The 13,494-nt window shown below is 69.6% G+C and carries 14 protein-coding genes; 5 read left to right on the top strand and 9 right to left on the bottom strand.

The genetic code is table 11. The annotated features are described in order from the left end of the window. Positions 1-285 precede the first annotated feature (285 nt). The 4 genes from ASD59_RS10015 to ASD59_RS10000 are packed head-to-tail and all read left to right on the top strand — an operon-like array spanning position 286 to position 3,739. On the top strand, positions 286-1,593 hold the full coding sequence (locus tag ASD59_RS10015; RefSeq protein WP_055831452.1) for an amidase: 1,308 nt from the start codon (positions 286-288) through the stop codon (positions 1,591-1,593). A 37-nt stretch (positions 1,594-1,630) separates the two neighbouring features. Continuing rightward, entirely contained in the window at positions 1,631-2,128 is a 498-nt protein-coding gene (locus ASD59_RS14010) for a low affinity iron permease family protein (protein WP_082560154.1), read from the top strand. Beyond that, positions 2,125-2,400 (top strand): SemiSWEET family sugar transporter, encoded by a 276-nt coding sequence (locus ASD59_RS10005; RefSeq protein WP_055831450.1) that lies wholly within the window; start codon positions 2,125-2,127, stop codon positions 2,398-2,400. Before ASD59_RS14010 ends, ASD59_RS10005 begins: the two co-directional genes overlap by 4 nt. Before the next feature lie 31 nt (positions 2,401-2,431). Further along, positions 2,432-3,739: an MFS transporter gene (locus ASD59_RS10000; RefSeq protein WP_082560153.1), complete on the top strand. Its 1,308-nt coding sequence runs from the start codon at positions 2,432-2,434 to the stop codon at positions 3,737-3,739. Between the two features lie 58 nt (positions 3,740-3,797). On the opposite strand, the gene ASD59_RS09995 is transcribed toward ASD59_RS10000, so the two are convergent. Genes ASD59_RS09995 through ASD59_RS09960 form a run of 8 tightly spaced genes read right to left on the bottom strand, consistent with a single transcriptional unit; the run spans position 3,798 to position 11,762 of the window. Continuing rightward, a complete protein-coding gene (locus ASD59_RS09995; RefSeq protein WP_055831445.1) occupies positions 3,798-4,193 on the bottom strand; it encodes a RidA family protein in 396 nt (131 codons plus the stop codon). Then, entirely contained in the window at positions 4,193-4,612 is a 420-nt protein-coding gene (locus tag ASD59_RS09990; protein ID WP_055831443.1) for an acyl-CoA thioesterase, read from the bottom strand. The genes ASD59_RS09995 and ASD59_RS09990 overlap by 1 nt, the downstream gene beginning before the upstream one ends. Beyond that, positions 4,609-6,213 (bottom strand): AMP-binding protein, encoded by a 1,605-nt coding sequence (locus ASD59_RS09985; RefSeq protein ID WP_055831440.1) that lies wholly within the window; start codon positions 6,211-6,213, stop codon positions 4,609-4,611. The genes ASD59_RS09990 and ASD59_RS09985 overlap by 4 nt, the downstream gene beginning before the upstream one ends. Then, on the bottom strand, positions 6,213-7,382 hold the full coding sequence (locus tag ASD59_RS09980; protein WP_055831438.1) for an acyl-CoA dehydrogenase family protein: 1,170 nt from the start codon (positions 7,380-7,382) through the stop codon (positions 6,213-6,215). Before ASD59_RS09980 ends, ASD59_RS09985 begins: the two co-directional genes overlap by 1 nt. Positions 7,383-7,385: 3 nt before the next feature. Next, positions 7,386-8,198: an enoyl-CoA hydratase family protein gene (locus ASD59_RS09975; RefSeq protein ID WP_055831436.1), complete on the bottom strand. Its 813-nt coding sequence runs from the start codon at positions 8,196-8,198 to the stop codon at positions 7,386-7,388. Further along, the gene (locus ASD59_RS09970; protein WP_235561796.1) at positions 8,195-8,665 is read right to left on the bottom strand and encodes a MarR family winged helix-turn-helix transcriptional regulator; all 471 of its coding nucleotides are present in this window, start codon (positions 8,663-8,665) and stop codon (positions 8,195-8,197) included. The genes ASD59_RS09975 and ASD59_RS09970 overlap by 4 nt, the downstream gene beginning before the upstream one ends. A gap of 41 nt (positions 8,666-8,706) precedes the next feature. Then, positions 8,707-9,468 (bottom strand): SDR family NAD(P)-dependent oxidoreductase, encoded by a 762-nt coding sequence (locus ASD59_RS09965; RefSeq protein WP_055831432.1) that lies wholly within the window; start codon positions 9,466-9,468, stop codon positions 8,707-8,709. Further along, on the bottom strand, positions 9,465-11,762 hold the full coding sequence (locus tag ASD59_RS09960; protein WP_055831429.1) for a bifunctional salicylyl-CoA 5-hydroxylase/oxidoreductase: 2,298 nt from the start codon (positions 11,760-11,762) through the stop codon (positions 9,465-9,467). Before ASD59_RS09960 ends, ASD59_RS09965 begins: the two co-directional genes overlap by 4 nt. A 161-nt stretch (positions 11,763-11,923) precedes the next feature. Here ASD59_RS09960 and ASD59_RS09955 point away from each other — a divergent pair, with 161 nt between their 5' ends. Further along, a complete protein-coding gene (locus ASD59_RS09955) occupies positions 11,924-12,916 on the top strand; it encodes a helix-turn-helix domain-containing protein (RefSeq protein WP_055831427.1) in 993 nt (330 codons plus the stop codon). A 122-nt stretch (positions 12,917-13,038) separates the two neighbouring features. On the opposite strand, the gene ASD59_RS09950 is transcribed toward ASD59_RS09955, so the two are convergent. Continuing rightward, entirely contained in the window at positions 13,039-13,269 is a 231-nt protein-coding gene (locus ASD59_RS09950) for a hypothetical protein (RefSeq protein WP_055831424.1), read from the bottom strand. Positions 13,270-13,494 lie beyond the last annotated feature (225 nt).

Raw genomic sequence — 13,494 nt, 5'->3', positions numbered from 1 at the left:
GGCAGCCAGCGGAGCGTGGCCGGGAGCCAGTGCCGGGCCCTCGAAACCCTGACCGCGTCAGAGCGGCGGAGCGCGGAGTACATGCTGGCTGAACGGGGCTGGACCGCGGGACGGCCCGTCCCCTGCATAAAGACGGAGCCAGGGCGGAGCGTGGGGTCGATGGGGTCGATCTGCATCGACGGTCCCGAACCGGATATCATTGATTGCGTGGAGCACCTTGGAACCAGGCCGCGCTCGGGCCGGGATCCCTGGAACAGTGTCATCGCGCTCGTGCCCTCTCCGGTTATGCCGCCACCGGGCATTGACGCCGACAGCGGTCTGGTCGGCACGCCGATCCTGCTGAAAGACAATATCGAAACGACCGAACTGCCGACGACGGCGGGATCGCTGGCGCTGGCCGGCAATTCGCCCGGGAGGGACGCGCCTCTGGTCACGCGTCTCCGCGCAGCCGGCGCGGTCATCGTCGGCAAGGCGAACCTGTCCGAATGGGCCAACATCCGTTCGACCAATTCCATCAGCGGATGGAGCGCCGTCGGCGGGCAGGCGCGGAACCCTTACGATCCGGAGCGGACGCCGTGCGGGTCCTCCGCTGGCAGCGCCGTGGCCGTGGCGGTGGGTCTTGTCCCGGCGGCGATCGGCACCGAGACGGACGGCTCGATCACCTGCCCGGCCTCCGTCAACGGCGTCGTCGGGTTCAAGCCGACGGTGGGGCTGGTCAGCCGCACGCACATCGTCCCGATCAGCCATTCGCAGGACACGGCCGGACCGATCACCACCACCGTAGAGGACGCGGCCATCGTGCTGTCGGTCATCGCGGGATCGGACCCGCTCGATCCGGCGACGGTCGAGGCCGATGCGCGCAAGGTCGACTATCGCGCGGCTCTGGACGCGGACAGCCTGCGCGGGACCCGGCTCGGCGTGATGCGGTTCCTGGTCTCCAACTATTCGGCGGAGACGCAGGCCGAATTCGAACGGGCCCTGCAGGCCCTGCGCGACGCGGGGGCCGAACTGGTCGAGATCACCGAGGCGCCGAAGGATTTCCGCGCCCTCGGCGGCTGGGAAATCCAGGTCCTGATGAGCGAACTGAAGCACGATCTGAACGCCTATCTGGCCTCGACCGACCCGGCGCAGGTGCCGACCCGGACCCTGGCGGACCTGATCGCCTTCAACGACGCCGAGCCGCGCGAGACGGTGCTGTTCGGCCAGGAGCTGTTCCTGCGGGCGGAGGCGACCACGGGGCTGGAGGATCCGGTCTATCTGGACGCGCGCGCCAACTCGCTGCGCGCCGCGGGTCCCGAGGGCATCGACAAGATGTTGGCGGACCATACGGTCGCCGCCCTGATCGCGCCGACGACCTCGCGCGCCTGGACCAATGACCGCGAGGACGATGACAACGCCCAGGGCTCGGCCAGCCGGCTGGCGGCGGTGGCGGGCTATCCGCACCTGACCGTGCCGATGGGCTTCGACCGCGGCATGCCGGTGGGGATCAGCTTCATCGGCGGCAAGTGGGACGACGCCCGCATCCTGTCGCTGGGCCATGCCTATGAACAGCGGACCTATGAGCGCCGGCCGCCGACGCTGGCGGCGCCGTAGGCGGCAACCTTCGGCGGGGCGAACGGGTTGGAGCGGCATGGAAAAGCTGTTCGTCTCCTTCGCCACGGCGACCGCCAGGATCGCCGGCAAGCCGTGGACCTTCCTCGGCTGCGTGCTGATCGTGCTGCTCTGGGCGGCGACGGGCCCGATCTTCAATTTCAGCGAGACCTGGCAGCTGATCATCAACACCGGGACGACCATCGTCACCTTCCTGATGGTCTTCCTGATCCAGAACACACAGAACCGGGACGGCGCCGCCATGCAGGCCAAGCTCGACGAACTGTTGCATGCGGTCCGGGCGGCGGACGAGCGGTTCGTCGGCATCGAACATCTGACCGAGAAGGATCTCGACAAAATTCTCGGCCAGGTCGAGGAACGGGCGGCGCGCGTTCATGGCGAGGGGGCCGGCGCGCTGCCGGTCGTGGCCACCCGGGCCGAGGACACAACCGCGGGAAACCGTCGACGGAAGGCGGCCGCGGGAAAGGGGCCCGGCAAGGCCAAGACCGCGGCCCCGGCGCGAAAGACCCGCGCGTGAGCGAGTTGGTCGCCAATGTCGTCGGCACGGCCGCCGCCCTCTGTTCGATCACCAGCTTCGCGCCGCAGATGATCAAGATCTGGAAGGAGCGGGACGCCTCGTCCGTGTCGCTCAAGACCTATTCCCTGACGGTGACCTGTTTCATCCTGTGGACCGCCTATGGGGTGCTGACGGGGGCCTGGCCCATCATCGTGGCCAACGCCTGCGCCCTCGTGATGGCGTCGGGCGTGCTGGCGATGAAATGGCGGTTCAGCGAACACGGCAAGGCTTGACCGATCCGGCTTCGCCGCCGAGACTTCGGTTCTGCCAGCGCTCGGGCTGAGAGGACGGCTCATCTCCCAGATTCCGTCTTCCGACCGGCTCGCGCCCCTGGCGTGGGCCGCCATCCTGATCGTCGCAGCCAGCCATTTCGCGGCCTTCGTCGATCGCAGCCTGCCAGCCGTCGTGGCCCCCCTGATCCGAACCCAATTCGGCCTGAACGACACCCAGATCGGCCTGTTGCAGGGGCCGGCCTTCTCGACCCTCTACGCATTCGGCCTGCTCGGGGCGGGCCATTTCATCGCTGGCCGGAATCCCTATCGGGTCGCGGCGGCCTGCGTGATCGTCTGGACCGCCGGCGCCGTTCTGTTCGCCCTGGCCCCCGACTACCCTTCGATGCTGGCGGCGCGTGTGGCCCTGGGTCTGGGTCAGGCGGCCTTCGTGCCCGCAGCCCTCATGCTGCTGACCGCGCAGGACGACGCCGGGCGCAGGGCCCGCGCGCTGTCGACCTTCACCACCGGATCGGCCACCGGGCGCAGCGCTGCATTGGTGCTCGGCGGGGCTGCGCTGGCCATGGTCGCCGGCCGGGCCGTCGCCGGGCTGGAGCCCTGGCGGGCGGCGTGTCTGGCCCTGGCGCTCCCAAATCTTGTGCTGATCGCTCTGCTGGTATGGAGCGGGCGCGGCCATGAGACCGTCGTCCGCGAGCCGGGTCAGGGTCTCGGCGACGCGTTTCGTTTGCTGGGCCGCCGCTGGCGCGTCTTCGCGCCCCTTCTGATCATCGGGGCCTGCGCGGTGCTGATGATCCAGGCCACCGCCGCCTGGAGCCCCTCGATCCTGAATCGCAGCTTCAGCCTGACGCCAGCGCAGGCCGCGCTTGTCGCGGGCGCGGTGGCCCTGAGCTTCGCGCCGCTCGGGCATCTGGGAGGGGGGTGGACCCTGGGCTCGCCCGTGGGGCGGCGCTTCGGCGCCGGTCCGCTGCTTGCGGCGGGGATGGCGCTGGCGCTGGTCAGCGTCGTGGCGCTGGCGTCGGCGCGGGGGCTGCCCATGGCGGCGGCAGGCCTGGCCGGTCTGACAGTCGGCGGCGGCTTCACGGCGGTCATCGCGCTGATCGAGGTCCAGGCCCTGACGCAGCCCCGTCTGCGGCCGCAGGTCGGAGCCGTCTATCTGGCCTTCGTCTCCCTGATCGGCGTCGGCCTGGGGCCGTTGCTGACCGGAATCGTCAGCGATCACGGCGGGACTGGTCACGGCGCCCTGACCTGGGCGATCGCCGCTGTGGTCAGCGTGGCGGCGATCGTGGGGGCGGGCGTCGCCCTGGCCTTCGCCGGCCGGCGGGCGCTGGATGCCAGCGTCTGAGCCCGCGGCGTCGAAAGGGGCGACGAACGCTGGAACCCGGTCGTCGGCCTGACCCCGTTTATGCGGGGACGACGGCGGTGGTCTCGATCTCGACGCGGGCGGAGTCCTCGATGAGCCCCTTGACCTCGACCACGGCCATGGCGGGGTAGTGGGGCCCGATCAACTCGCGCCAGACCGCGCCGATCTCGCGCAGGGCGGACAGGTATTCGGCCTTGTCCACCACGTACCAGGTCATGCGGACGATGTGTTCGGGGCCCGCGCCGGCCTCGGCGAGGACGGCGAGGGTGTTGTCGATCGTCTGGCGGAACTGGTCGGCGAATCCCGGCCCGGGGAACACGCCCTCGGGCGTCCAGCCGATCTGGCCGGCGACGAAGACCATGCGGCCGGTCGCCTCCACGCCGTTGGAATAGCCCTTCGGCCGGGGCCAGCCTTCGGGAAGCAGGATCCGGTTCATCAGGGCGTCTCCACGAAGGGGGCGAGGCGGGCGCGAAGGGCCTCGGGCCAGGGCTCGGGCTTCAGCGAGGCGCCGACGTAGACGATGGTCTGGGTCGCCTCGAACCGCAGTTCGCCGCCCGAGCTGATACGATGCCGCAGGCCGCACGACGCGCCGCCGAGCTTCGTCACCGTCAGTTCAAAGGTCAGCTCGTCCTCCAGCCGCGACGGGGCGATGAAACGGGCCTCGACGGCGGCGGTCGGGACGCTGACGTGGCGGTTGACGTGCAGCTCGCGGAACGAGGCCTGCAGCGGCCCGGCGAACCAGTCCTCGACCACCCCGTTCAGCATCTCGAAATAGCGCGGGAAGAAGACGATGCCCGCCGCGTCGCAGTCGGCGAAGCGGACGCGACGTTCGACCGTGAAGACCTCGCCCGTCATCCCGGCTCCTTGAGCCGGAAGCGCTGCAGCTTGCCGGTCTGGGTCTTGGGCAGGGCGTCGACGAAATCGAGCCCGCGCGGGTATTTGTAGGGGGCGATGACGCCCTTCACAAAGGTCTGAAGCTCGGTGCGGAGGGCGTCCGAGGGGTCGTGGCCCTCGTTCAGGACCACGAAGGCCTGGACGATCTGGCCGCGTTCGGGATCGGGGGCGCCGATGACGGCGGCCTCGGCCACGGCGTCGTGGCGCAGCAGGGCGTGCTCCACCTCGGGCGCGCCGATGTTGTAGCCGGACGAGATGATCATGTCGTCGGACCGGGCCACGAACCAGAAATAGCCGTCCTCATCCAGCCGGTAGACGTCGCCGGTCAGATTCCAGCCGTCCTGGACATAGGCCGCCTGACGCGCATCATCGAGATAGCGGCAGCCGGTGGGCCCGCGCACGGCGAGGCGGCCGGTTTCGCCCGGTGGCAGGGGCCGGCCGTCCGCGTCGATGATCCGGGCCTGATAGCCGGGCACCGCCTTGCCGGTGCTGCCGGGGCGGATGTCGTCGCCGCGGGCCGAGATGAAGACGTGGATCATCTCGGTCGAGCCGATGCCGTCGATGATGCGGACGCCGGTCGCCTCATGCCAGGCGTCCGAGGTGGCGGCGGGCAGGGCCTCTCCGGCCGAGACGCAGGTGCGCAGGCTGGACAGGTCATGCTGGCCGGCCAGCTTCAGCAGGGCGCGGTAGCCTGTCGGGGCGGTGAACAGGGCGGTGGCCCCGCAGCGCTCGATGGTCTCGGCCAGGGCCTCGAAGCCGGGGCGGGGCGCGAAGGCCGTCGCGGCGCCGACGGCGGCGGGGAACACCACCAGACCCCCAAGACCGAAGGTGAAGGCGATCGGCGGGGTGCCGACGGCGATGTCGTCCTTCGTCAGGCCGACGACGTGGCGGGCGAAGGTGTCGGCCATGGCGAGGATGTCGCGATGGAAGTGGACGCAGCCCTTGGGCTTGCCCGTCGTGCCTGAGGTGAAGGCGATAAGGGCCGGATCGTCGGCGGCCGTATCGACGGCGTCGAAGCGGAAGCCGGCCGGCAGAGCCTGGGCGGCCGCCTGCAGCGCGGTGGAATCCATGACGTGGGTCAGTGAGGGCGAGGTCGCACGGGCCTCTGTCACGGCGTCGGCGAGGGTTGAATAGACCAGCGCGTGGCTGATCCGGGCCTTGTCGATCACCGTCGCCAGTTCGGCCGCGCGGAGCATGGGCATGGTGGCGACGACCACGCCGCCGGCCTTGAGGATCGCGAACCAGGCCAGCACCGTCCAAGCCGAATTCTGGCCGTGCAGCAGGACGCGATTGCCGGGGATCAGCCCCATGTCCTCGACCAGCACCCGCGCCATCCGGCCCGAGATGGCGTCGACCCGGGCCCAGGAGAATTCGTGGTCAAAGTCGATGAGCGCGCGGGCGTCAGGGCCTGCCGCTTCAATGGCCCGGCGCAGCAGTTCGACGCCGGCGTTCAAACGCTCGGGATAGGCCAGTTCCGGCAGGTCGAAGACGAGCTCGGGTTGCTGGTCCGCCGGCGGCAGGTGATCGAGGACGAACCGGTCGATGTGGGCGCTGGTCCTCATCAGGCGCCTCCGCCCATGCCGGCGAGGACCTGCCGCGCGATGACGATCTTCTGCACCTCGGACGCGCCTTCATAGATGCGCAGGGCGCGGATCTCGCGGTACAGCCGCTCGACCGGATGGCCCGAGACGACGCCGAGGCCGCCGAACAGCTGGACCGCCGCGTCGATGACCTGCTGGGCCTCGTCGGTGGCGTAGAGCTTGGCCATGGCGGCCTCGCGGGTGACGCGCGGCGCGCCCTGATCCTTCAGCCAGGCGGCGCGGTAGATCAGCAGGGCCGAGGCGTCGATCTTCAGGGCCATGTCGGCCAGCGAGGCCTGCACCAGTTGCAGGTCGCTCATCGGCGCGCCGAACAGCTGGCGGGCGCCGGTGCGCGAGGCGGCCTCGTCGAAGGCGCGGCGCGAGAAGCCGAGGGCGGCGGCGGCGACGGTCGAGCGGAACACGTCCAGCGTGGCCATGGCGATGCGGAAGCCGTCGCCCGGGGCGCCGAGGATGCGGTCTTCGTCGATGCGGCAGGCGTTGAAACGGATGGTGGCCAGCGGATGGGCGGCCATCAGGGGGATGCGTTCGACGATCTCGAAGCCGGGGGTCCCGGCGTCGACGACGAAGGCGCTGATGCCCTTGGCGCCCGTCCCTTCGCCGGTGCGGGCGAAGACGGTGTAGCGGTCGGCGAGGCCGCCGTTGGAGATGAAGGTCTTGGTCCCGTCGAGGACCCAGCCGTCGCCGTCGCGGCGCGCGGAGGTCGACAGGGCGGCGACGTCGGAGCCGGCGTCGGGCTCGGACAGGGCGAAGGCGGCGATGGTCTCGCCGGACGCGACGCCGGGCAGCCAGCGGGCCTTCTGCGCGTCGGTGCCGAACAGGCTGATCGGGCCGGAGCCGAGCCCCTGCATGGCGAAGACGAAGTCGGCGAGGCCGGAGCGGCGGGCGAGGGTCTCGCGCGTCAGGCACAGGGTGCGCACGTCGAGCTTTCCGTTCGCATCCGGCACCGCGTTGTTCAGCCAGCCGCCCTCGGCCAGCGCCTTCAGGATCGTCCGGCAGTCGCCGTCGAGGTCGTGGTCGCCGTGCAGGTGCAGCGCGTCGCCGTTCGCCTCGGCCCAGGCTTCGATGTCGGCGGCGAAGGCGCGGTGGCGTTCGTCGAAGAAGGGCCAGTCCAGGAAGGTGCGGTCGGCCATGGCTCAGTTCCCCTCGAACACCGGCTCGCGTTTCGCCGCGAAGGCCTCGTAGGCGCGACGGAAGTCCTTGGTCTGCATGCAGATGGCCTGGGCCTGGGCCTCGGACTCGATGGCGGCGTCCAGGCTCATGTCCCATTCGACGTTGAGCTGGTTCTTGGTGATGCCGTGGGCGAAGGTCGGGCCCCTGGCCAGCGGACGGGCCAGTTCCAGCGCCGTCTCCATCAGCGCCTCGCCCTCGACGACCCGATTGTGGAAGCCCCAGCGCTCGCCCTCGTCGGCGGTCATGACCCGACCGGTGAACAGCAGCTCCGAGGCGCGGCCCTGGCCAATCTGGCGGGGCAGGATGGCGCAGGCGCCCATGTCGCAGCCGGCCAGGCCGACACGGGTGAACAGGAAGGCCGTCTTCGTCCGCGGCGTGGCGATGCGCAGATCCGAGGCCATGGCCATGATGGCGCCGGCGCCGACGCAGACCCCGTCCAGCGCGGCGATCACTGGCTGCGGGCAGCCGCGCATCGCCTTGACCAGATCGCCCGTCATGCGGGTGAAGGCGAGCAGGGCCGGCATGTCCATTTCGGTCAGCGGGCCGATGATCTCGTGCACGTCGCCGCCCGAGGAGAAATTGCCGCCGGCGCCGGTGACGATGACGACCTTGCAGTCGTCGGCGTGGACCAGGGCACGGAACAGGTCGCGCATCTCGGCATAGGAGTCGAACGTCAGCGGATTCTTCCGCTCGGGCCGGTTCAGGGTCAGGGTGGCCACGCCGTCGTCGTCCACCGACCACAGGAAATGGGCCGCCTTGTAGTCGCGCGCCTTCATCCGTTCAGCTCCTCGTGCGTGGTGGCGTGGAGCGACCGCTTGGCGCGCTCCAGCAGGCGGGTCAGGTCGTCGGCCTCGGCCGCGGTCAGGTCGGCGAACAGGGCCTCGAGCCAGCGTTCGTGAGCCCGGGCCATGGCGGTGAAGCGGCTCTGGCCGGGCGGCGTCAGGCGCAGGCGCTGAACCCGGCGATCAGTCCCGGCCATGGCCTCGATCAGGCCGTCGGCCTTGAGCCGCGCGGCGAGGCCGGTGACGTTGCCGTTGGACACCATCAGCATGCCCGCCGCCTCGCCCATGGTCAGGCCCGCCTCGCCCGCGCGATCCAGCGCCGACAGCATGTCGAACCGGGGCAGGGTGGAGCCGAACTCGTCGCGCAGGCGCTGGGAAATGGTCTGTTCGATGGTGGTGGTGCAGGTCAGAAGCCGCAGCCACAGGCGCAGCGAGCGCTTGCCGTCGGGGGCGCCGCCCAACCTGTCCGGAAGCGGGCGGTCAGGAAGAGCGGCGGCGGCGCTCACAGCTCGCCCCCGGCCACGGGGACGGCGGCGCCGTTGACCCCGGAGGCGCCGTCGCCGCAGAGCCAGACGATGGTCATGGCCACTTCGTCTGGCGTGATCAACCGGCCCTGGGGGTTGGAGGCGGCGAGGGCGGCGCGCGCCTCGTCCTCGGTGCGGCCGGTCTTGCCGATGATCGCTTCGATCGAGCGGGCGACCAGTTCGGTTTCGGTGAAGCCGGGGCAGACGGCGTTGACGGTGACGCCCTTCGAGGCGACCTCGAGCGCCAGGGCGCGGGTCAGGCCGACGAGGCCGTGCTTGGCCGCGACATAGGCCGAGACATAGGCGTAGCCCTTCAGGCCCGCCGTCGAGGCGACGTTGACGATTCGGCCCCAACGGCGCGTCAGCATGCCCGGCAGGACCAGTCGGGCGGCTTCGGCCGGAGCCTCGAGATTGAGCGCCAGCATGGCGCGGAAGGCGTCGGCGTCGGTCTTGAGGAAGGGGGCGGACGACGCGGCGCCGGCATTGTTGATCAGGATGTCGATCGGGCCGAACCGGTCGCGGCCGACCTCGATGGCGGCGGCCAGGGCGTCCGGGTCGGTGACGTCGGCGGGGGCGGCGAAGGCGAGGTCGCCTATGCGGTCGGCTGTCTCGTTCAGACGGGCGACATGGCGTCCGATCAGGGTGACCTGACAGCCGGCCTCGGCCAGCCGTTCGGCCGTCGCCCGGCCGATGCCGGAGCCGGCCCCGGTGACCACGGCGTGGTGTCCGGTCAGGCTCATACGGGCCCCGCCTGCGACGACTTTTCAAGGTTGCGGGCCAGCTGGGCGAAGCCGGCGCGGTACTGGACCGGCGGCTGAATCCCGCGCCAGCCCAGTTCGGCGGCTGCGCGCAGGCTCCAGTTCGGATCGGCCAGATGCGGCCGGGCGAGGGCGCACAGGTCCGCGCGGCCGGCGGCGAGAATGCTGTTCACGTGGTCGGTCTCATAGATGTTGCCGACGGCCATGGTGGCCACCCCCGCCTCGTTGCGGATGCGGTCGCTGAAGGGCGTCTGGAACATGCGGCCGTAGACGGGTTTCGAGTCCGGCGAGGTCTGGCCGGCGGAGACGTCGATCAGGTCGCAGCCGGCCTCGGCGAAGGCGCGGGCGATGGCGACGGAATCCTCGGGCGTCAGGCCGTCCTCGACCCAGTCGCTGGCCGACAGGCGGACGGACATCGGCTTGTCGTCGGGCCAGACGGCGCGCATGGCGGCGAAGACTTCCAGCGGGAAGCGCAGCCGATTGTCGACGGAGCCGCCGTATTCGTCGGCGCGGTGGTTCGACATCGGCGTCAGGAAGGACGACAGCAGATAGCCGTGGGCGCAGTGCAGCTCGACCATGTCGAAGCCGGCTTCATCGGCCCAACGCGTGGCGCGGACGAAATCATCCCGGACGCGGTCCATGTCCACGCGGGTCATTTCACGCGGAGTCCGGTCTTCGTCCGACCACGGAATGGAGGACGGGGCGATCAACTCCCAGCCTTCCTCGAGCGGTTGGTCGGCGCGCGGACCCCACGGCCGTTCGACCGATCCCTTGCGTCCGGCGTGGGCCAGCTGGATGGCGAGGCGCGAACCCTGCCCATGGACGAAGTCGACAATCCGCCTCCAGGCGTCGCGGTGCGCGGGACGGTACATCCCTGCACAGCCCGGCGTGATACGGGCGTCGGCCGAGACGTCCGTCATCTCGGTGAAGACCAGTCCCGCCCCGCCCAGGGCCCGGGCGCCGAGATGGACGAGGTGGAAGTCGCCGACCGTCCCGTCCTCGGCCGAATACATGCACATGGGCGACACGACGACACGGTTGGGCAGGGTCAGGCCGCGCAGCCGCAAGGGCGCGAACATCGGCGCGGGCGGTTCGTCCGTAGGCGGAGCGCCCGCGCTTTCAGCGAACCAGCGCTCGACGCTGGTCAGAAACCCCTTGTCGCGCAGGCGCAGGTTTTCGTGGCTGACGCGCTGGCTGCGGGTCAGCAGGCTGTAGGCGAATTGCAGCGGGTCGAGGTCCACATAGCGGTCCACCGTCTCGAACCATTCGGTCGAGTTGCGCGCCGCGCTCTGCAGCTTCAGCACCTCGACCCGGCGTTCCGCTTCGTAGTCGGCGAGGGCGGCGTCGAGGTCGCCGCCTTCTGTCAGGGCTTCGGCGAGGCGGATGGCGTCCTCGAACGCCAGCTTGGTGCCCGAGCCGATGGAGAAGTGGGCGGTATGGGCGGCGTCGCCCAGCAGCACCACCTTGCCGTCGCGCCAATTGGCGCAGGCGACGCGCGGGAAGTTCAGCCAGGCCGAGCCGCGCAGATGTCTGGCGTTGCTCATCAGGGCGTGGCCGCCCAGCCAGTCGGCGAACAGCGCCTCGGCGGTGCGGCAGGTCTGGTCCTGATCCATGGCGTCGAAGCCGAGGCCGCGCCAGGTCGCCTCGGTGCATTCGACGATGAAGGTCGAGGCGCCCGGCTCGAACTGGTAGGCGTGGGCCCAGATCCAGCCGTGAGGGGTCTCGACGAAGGCGAAGGTGAAGGCGTCGAACGACTGTCTGGTGCCCAGCCAGATGTATTTGTTGGTCCGCACGTCGATATCGACGCCGAAGACCTCGGGATTGTCATTCCGGATGCGGCTGTTCAGGCCGTCCGCGGCGACGACGACGTCGGCGGGCAGGGCGCGAATGTCGGCGACCTCGTCCTGGAAGCGGAGGTCGACGCCCAGCGAGCGGGCGCGGTCCTGAAGGACCGTCAGCAATTTCTGGCGGCCGATGCCCGCGAAGCCGTGCCCGCCAGAACGGATCGTCCGACCGTGAATATGCACGTCGATATCGTCCCAGTGGACAAAGGCCGCCTCGATCGCCGCCGCTGTTTCGGGGTCGTTGAGCTTGAGATTCGCCAGGGTCTGGTCGGAGAACACCACGCCCCAGCCGAAGGTGTCGTCGGGCCGATTGCGCTCGTGCACGATCACATCGAGCGCCGGGTTCCGCAGCTTCAGGGATATGGCGAGGTACAGGCCGCCGGGTCCGGCGCCGACGACGGCTATGCTTGTGACGGCCCGTCCTGACAACATATTTTAAGCCTAAAACAAAATCGGGAGGCCGTCTATGGGGGATGAGGCGCCGCCGCCCGGAGCAACCGGTTGACGCACGGCGTTCGTTCAGCCCAAGTGCGACGAGGCCGTGGACGCCAGCGTCTGATTTCCCCACCTTTGCGTAGCAGTATCCGTCCCGCATGACAGAGCGCTTCAGTTATTCCAGCGACGCGCTGTCCGAAGGCGAGGCGTTCGAGGCCTATCGGCTGCTGTATAGCAACGGGTCGGATGTAACCCGGGGCGACGGGCCATTCCAGGCCCAGGTCAGCGCGTGGCGGCTGGATGGCCTGCTGCTTTTCGAAAGGCGCCTGACGGGGGTGGTCCATTCCCGGGATGGGCGGGCAAGCAAGGATCGCTTCGATCATATCGTTCTGAGTCTGGTGATCTCGGGCCAGGTCATTGGCGGGGCGGCCAGTGGGTTCAACCTGGCGAGCCCCGGAGAAATCTATGTGATGGACACGGTTCGTCCTGCGCGGACTGAATTCATCGATGCGCATGTTCTGACCGTCAGCGTGTCCCGTGACCTGATCGAGGCGGCGCGTGGAACGGCCGGGGGGCTGCACGGACGGCTGCTGAAGGCGCCACGCAATCTGATGCTTGCGGACTTCCTCCGGTCGCTGGCCCGCCACGGCGACACGATCGAGACCGAGGCGCTGCCCGGGCTGGCGCGAGCCTTCATTCATATCCTGGGGGCCGTCGAGGACAAGGGACGCGTCGGCAACGAGGCGCATCGGCGGGAATATGCGCGCCGCGATGCGGTAGGGCGGATGATCGAGGACAATCTGGGCGATCCGGGCCTCTCGGTCGCGACGGTGAGCCGGGAAACCGGCATGTCCCGCTCGGCCCTTTACCGGCTGTTCGAGGACTATGGCGGCGTCGCCCGGCTGATCCAGAACCGTCGGCTGGACGCTGTGCGCAGGGCCCTGGACAACCGGACGGCCTTAACGCTGGCCGAACTGGCCCATAGATTCGGACTGGGCGACGAAGCGGGCCTGAACCGGATGTTCAGCGAGGCCTACCAGGTCTCCGCACGAGCCTATCGCGCCGAGGTGGAGGCCTCGTATCCGGGCGATCCCGAGGACAGCCGCCGCAAATGGGTCGGCTGGATGCGGGAGGTCTCCCAGGATCACTGACGGCGCCGTCGCGCGCGCCCGGTCCCGGCGCAAACGACAATGGCGCAAACGAAAACGGCGGCTCCCGGGGGAGCCGCCGTCCATGATGGTCTGAAGGCCGACGAACTCGTCAGCCGGTCGACTTAGTCGCTCTCGGAGTCGTCGTCGGCGGCAACCACCGCGGCGAAGGCGGCGATGGCCACCACGGCGAAGATCAGGCCGGGGGCGATCGAACCGCCGAACTCGTCGGAGGCGCCGGCGGTGCTGCCCACGCGGTCAGCGACGCTCGGGGCGGCGGAAACCTGGTTGGCGGCGACGGCCTGGCCGGCGATCAGCAGGGCGCCGGTCGCGATTGCAGCAAGAGTTTTCTTCATAGGTCGGCTCCGTGATGATTAGACAGCGTCGGCGAACACAACACCACGCGGAAGCGATAGTTGCAAGCCAAGGCGGCTATCTCCCACGTCTATTGCCGTTTCGCCACAGTTCCGGACCGCCCCACGGCGAATTTCGCCGGAACTGTGGCGCGGAAGGCTCAACTCCAAGTACGGACGTCCGGATGTTCGCACATCCTTAAGTCTAAATTCGTCAGCGCCCGGTAG

The sequence above is a fragment of the Brevundimonas sp. Root608 genome, assembly GCF_001427825.1.
GTDB lineage: Bacteria > Pseudomonadota > Alphaproteobacteria > Caulobacterales > Caulobacteraceae > Brevundimonas.
The sequence above is the reverse complement of the archived record's forward strand: the minus strand, read 5'-3'. Positions and strand labels throughout refer to the sequence as shown.

Coding starts and splice junctions, on each gene's coding strand:
- ASD59_RS09980 (WP_055831438.1), bottom strand. CDS start 7,382: ATGGCCGACCGCACCTTCCTGGACTGGCCCTTCTTCGACGAACGCCAC.
- ASD59_RS09985 (WP_055831440.1), bottom strand. CDS start 6,213: ATGAGGACCAGCGCCCACATCGACCGGTTCGTCCTCGATCACCTGCCG.
- ASD59_RS09990 (WP_055831443.1), bottom strand. CDS start 4,612: ATGACGGGCGAGGTCTTCACGGTCGAACGTCGCGTCCGCTTCGCCGAC.
- ASD59_RS09955 (WP_055831427.1), top strand. CDS start 11,924: ATGACAGAGCGCTTCAGTTATTCCAGCGACGCGCTGTCCGAAGGCGAG.
- ASD59_RS09950 (WP_055831424.1), bottom strand. CDS start 13,269: ATGAAGAAAACTCTTGCTGCAATCGCGACCGGCGCCCTGCTGATCGCC.
- ASD59_RS09975 (WP_055831436.1), bottom strand. CDS start 8,198: ATGAAGGCGCGCGACTACAAGGCGGCCCATTTCCTGTGGTCGGTGGAC.
- ASD59_RS10015 (WP_055831452.1), top strand. CDS start 286: ATGCCGCCACCGGGCATTGACGCCGACAGCGGTCTGGTCGGCACGCCG.
- ASD59_RS14010 (WP_082560154.1), top strand. CDS start 1,631: ATGGAAAAGCTGTTCGTCTCCTTCGCCACGGCGACCGCCAGGATCGCC.
- ASD59_RS09960 (WP_055831429.1), bottom strand. CDS start 11,762: ATGTTGTCAGGACGGGCCGTCACAAGCATAGCCGTCGTCGGCGCCGGA.
- ASD59_RS09965 (WP_055831432.1), bottom strand. CDS start 9,468: ATGAGCCTGACCGGACACCACGCCGTGGTCACCGGGGCCGGCTCCGGC.
- ASD59_RS09995 (WP_055831445.1), bottom strand. CDS start 4,193: ATGAACCGGATCCTGCTTCCCGAAGGCTGGCCCCGGCCGAAGGGCTAT.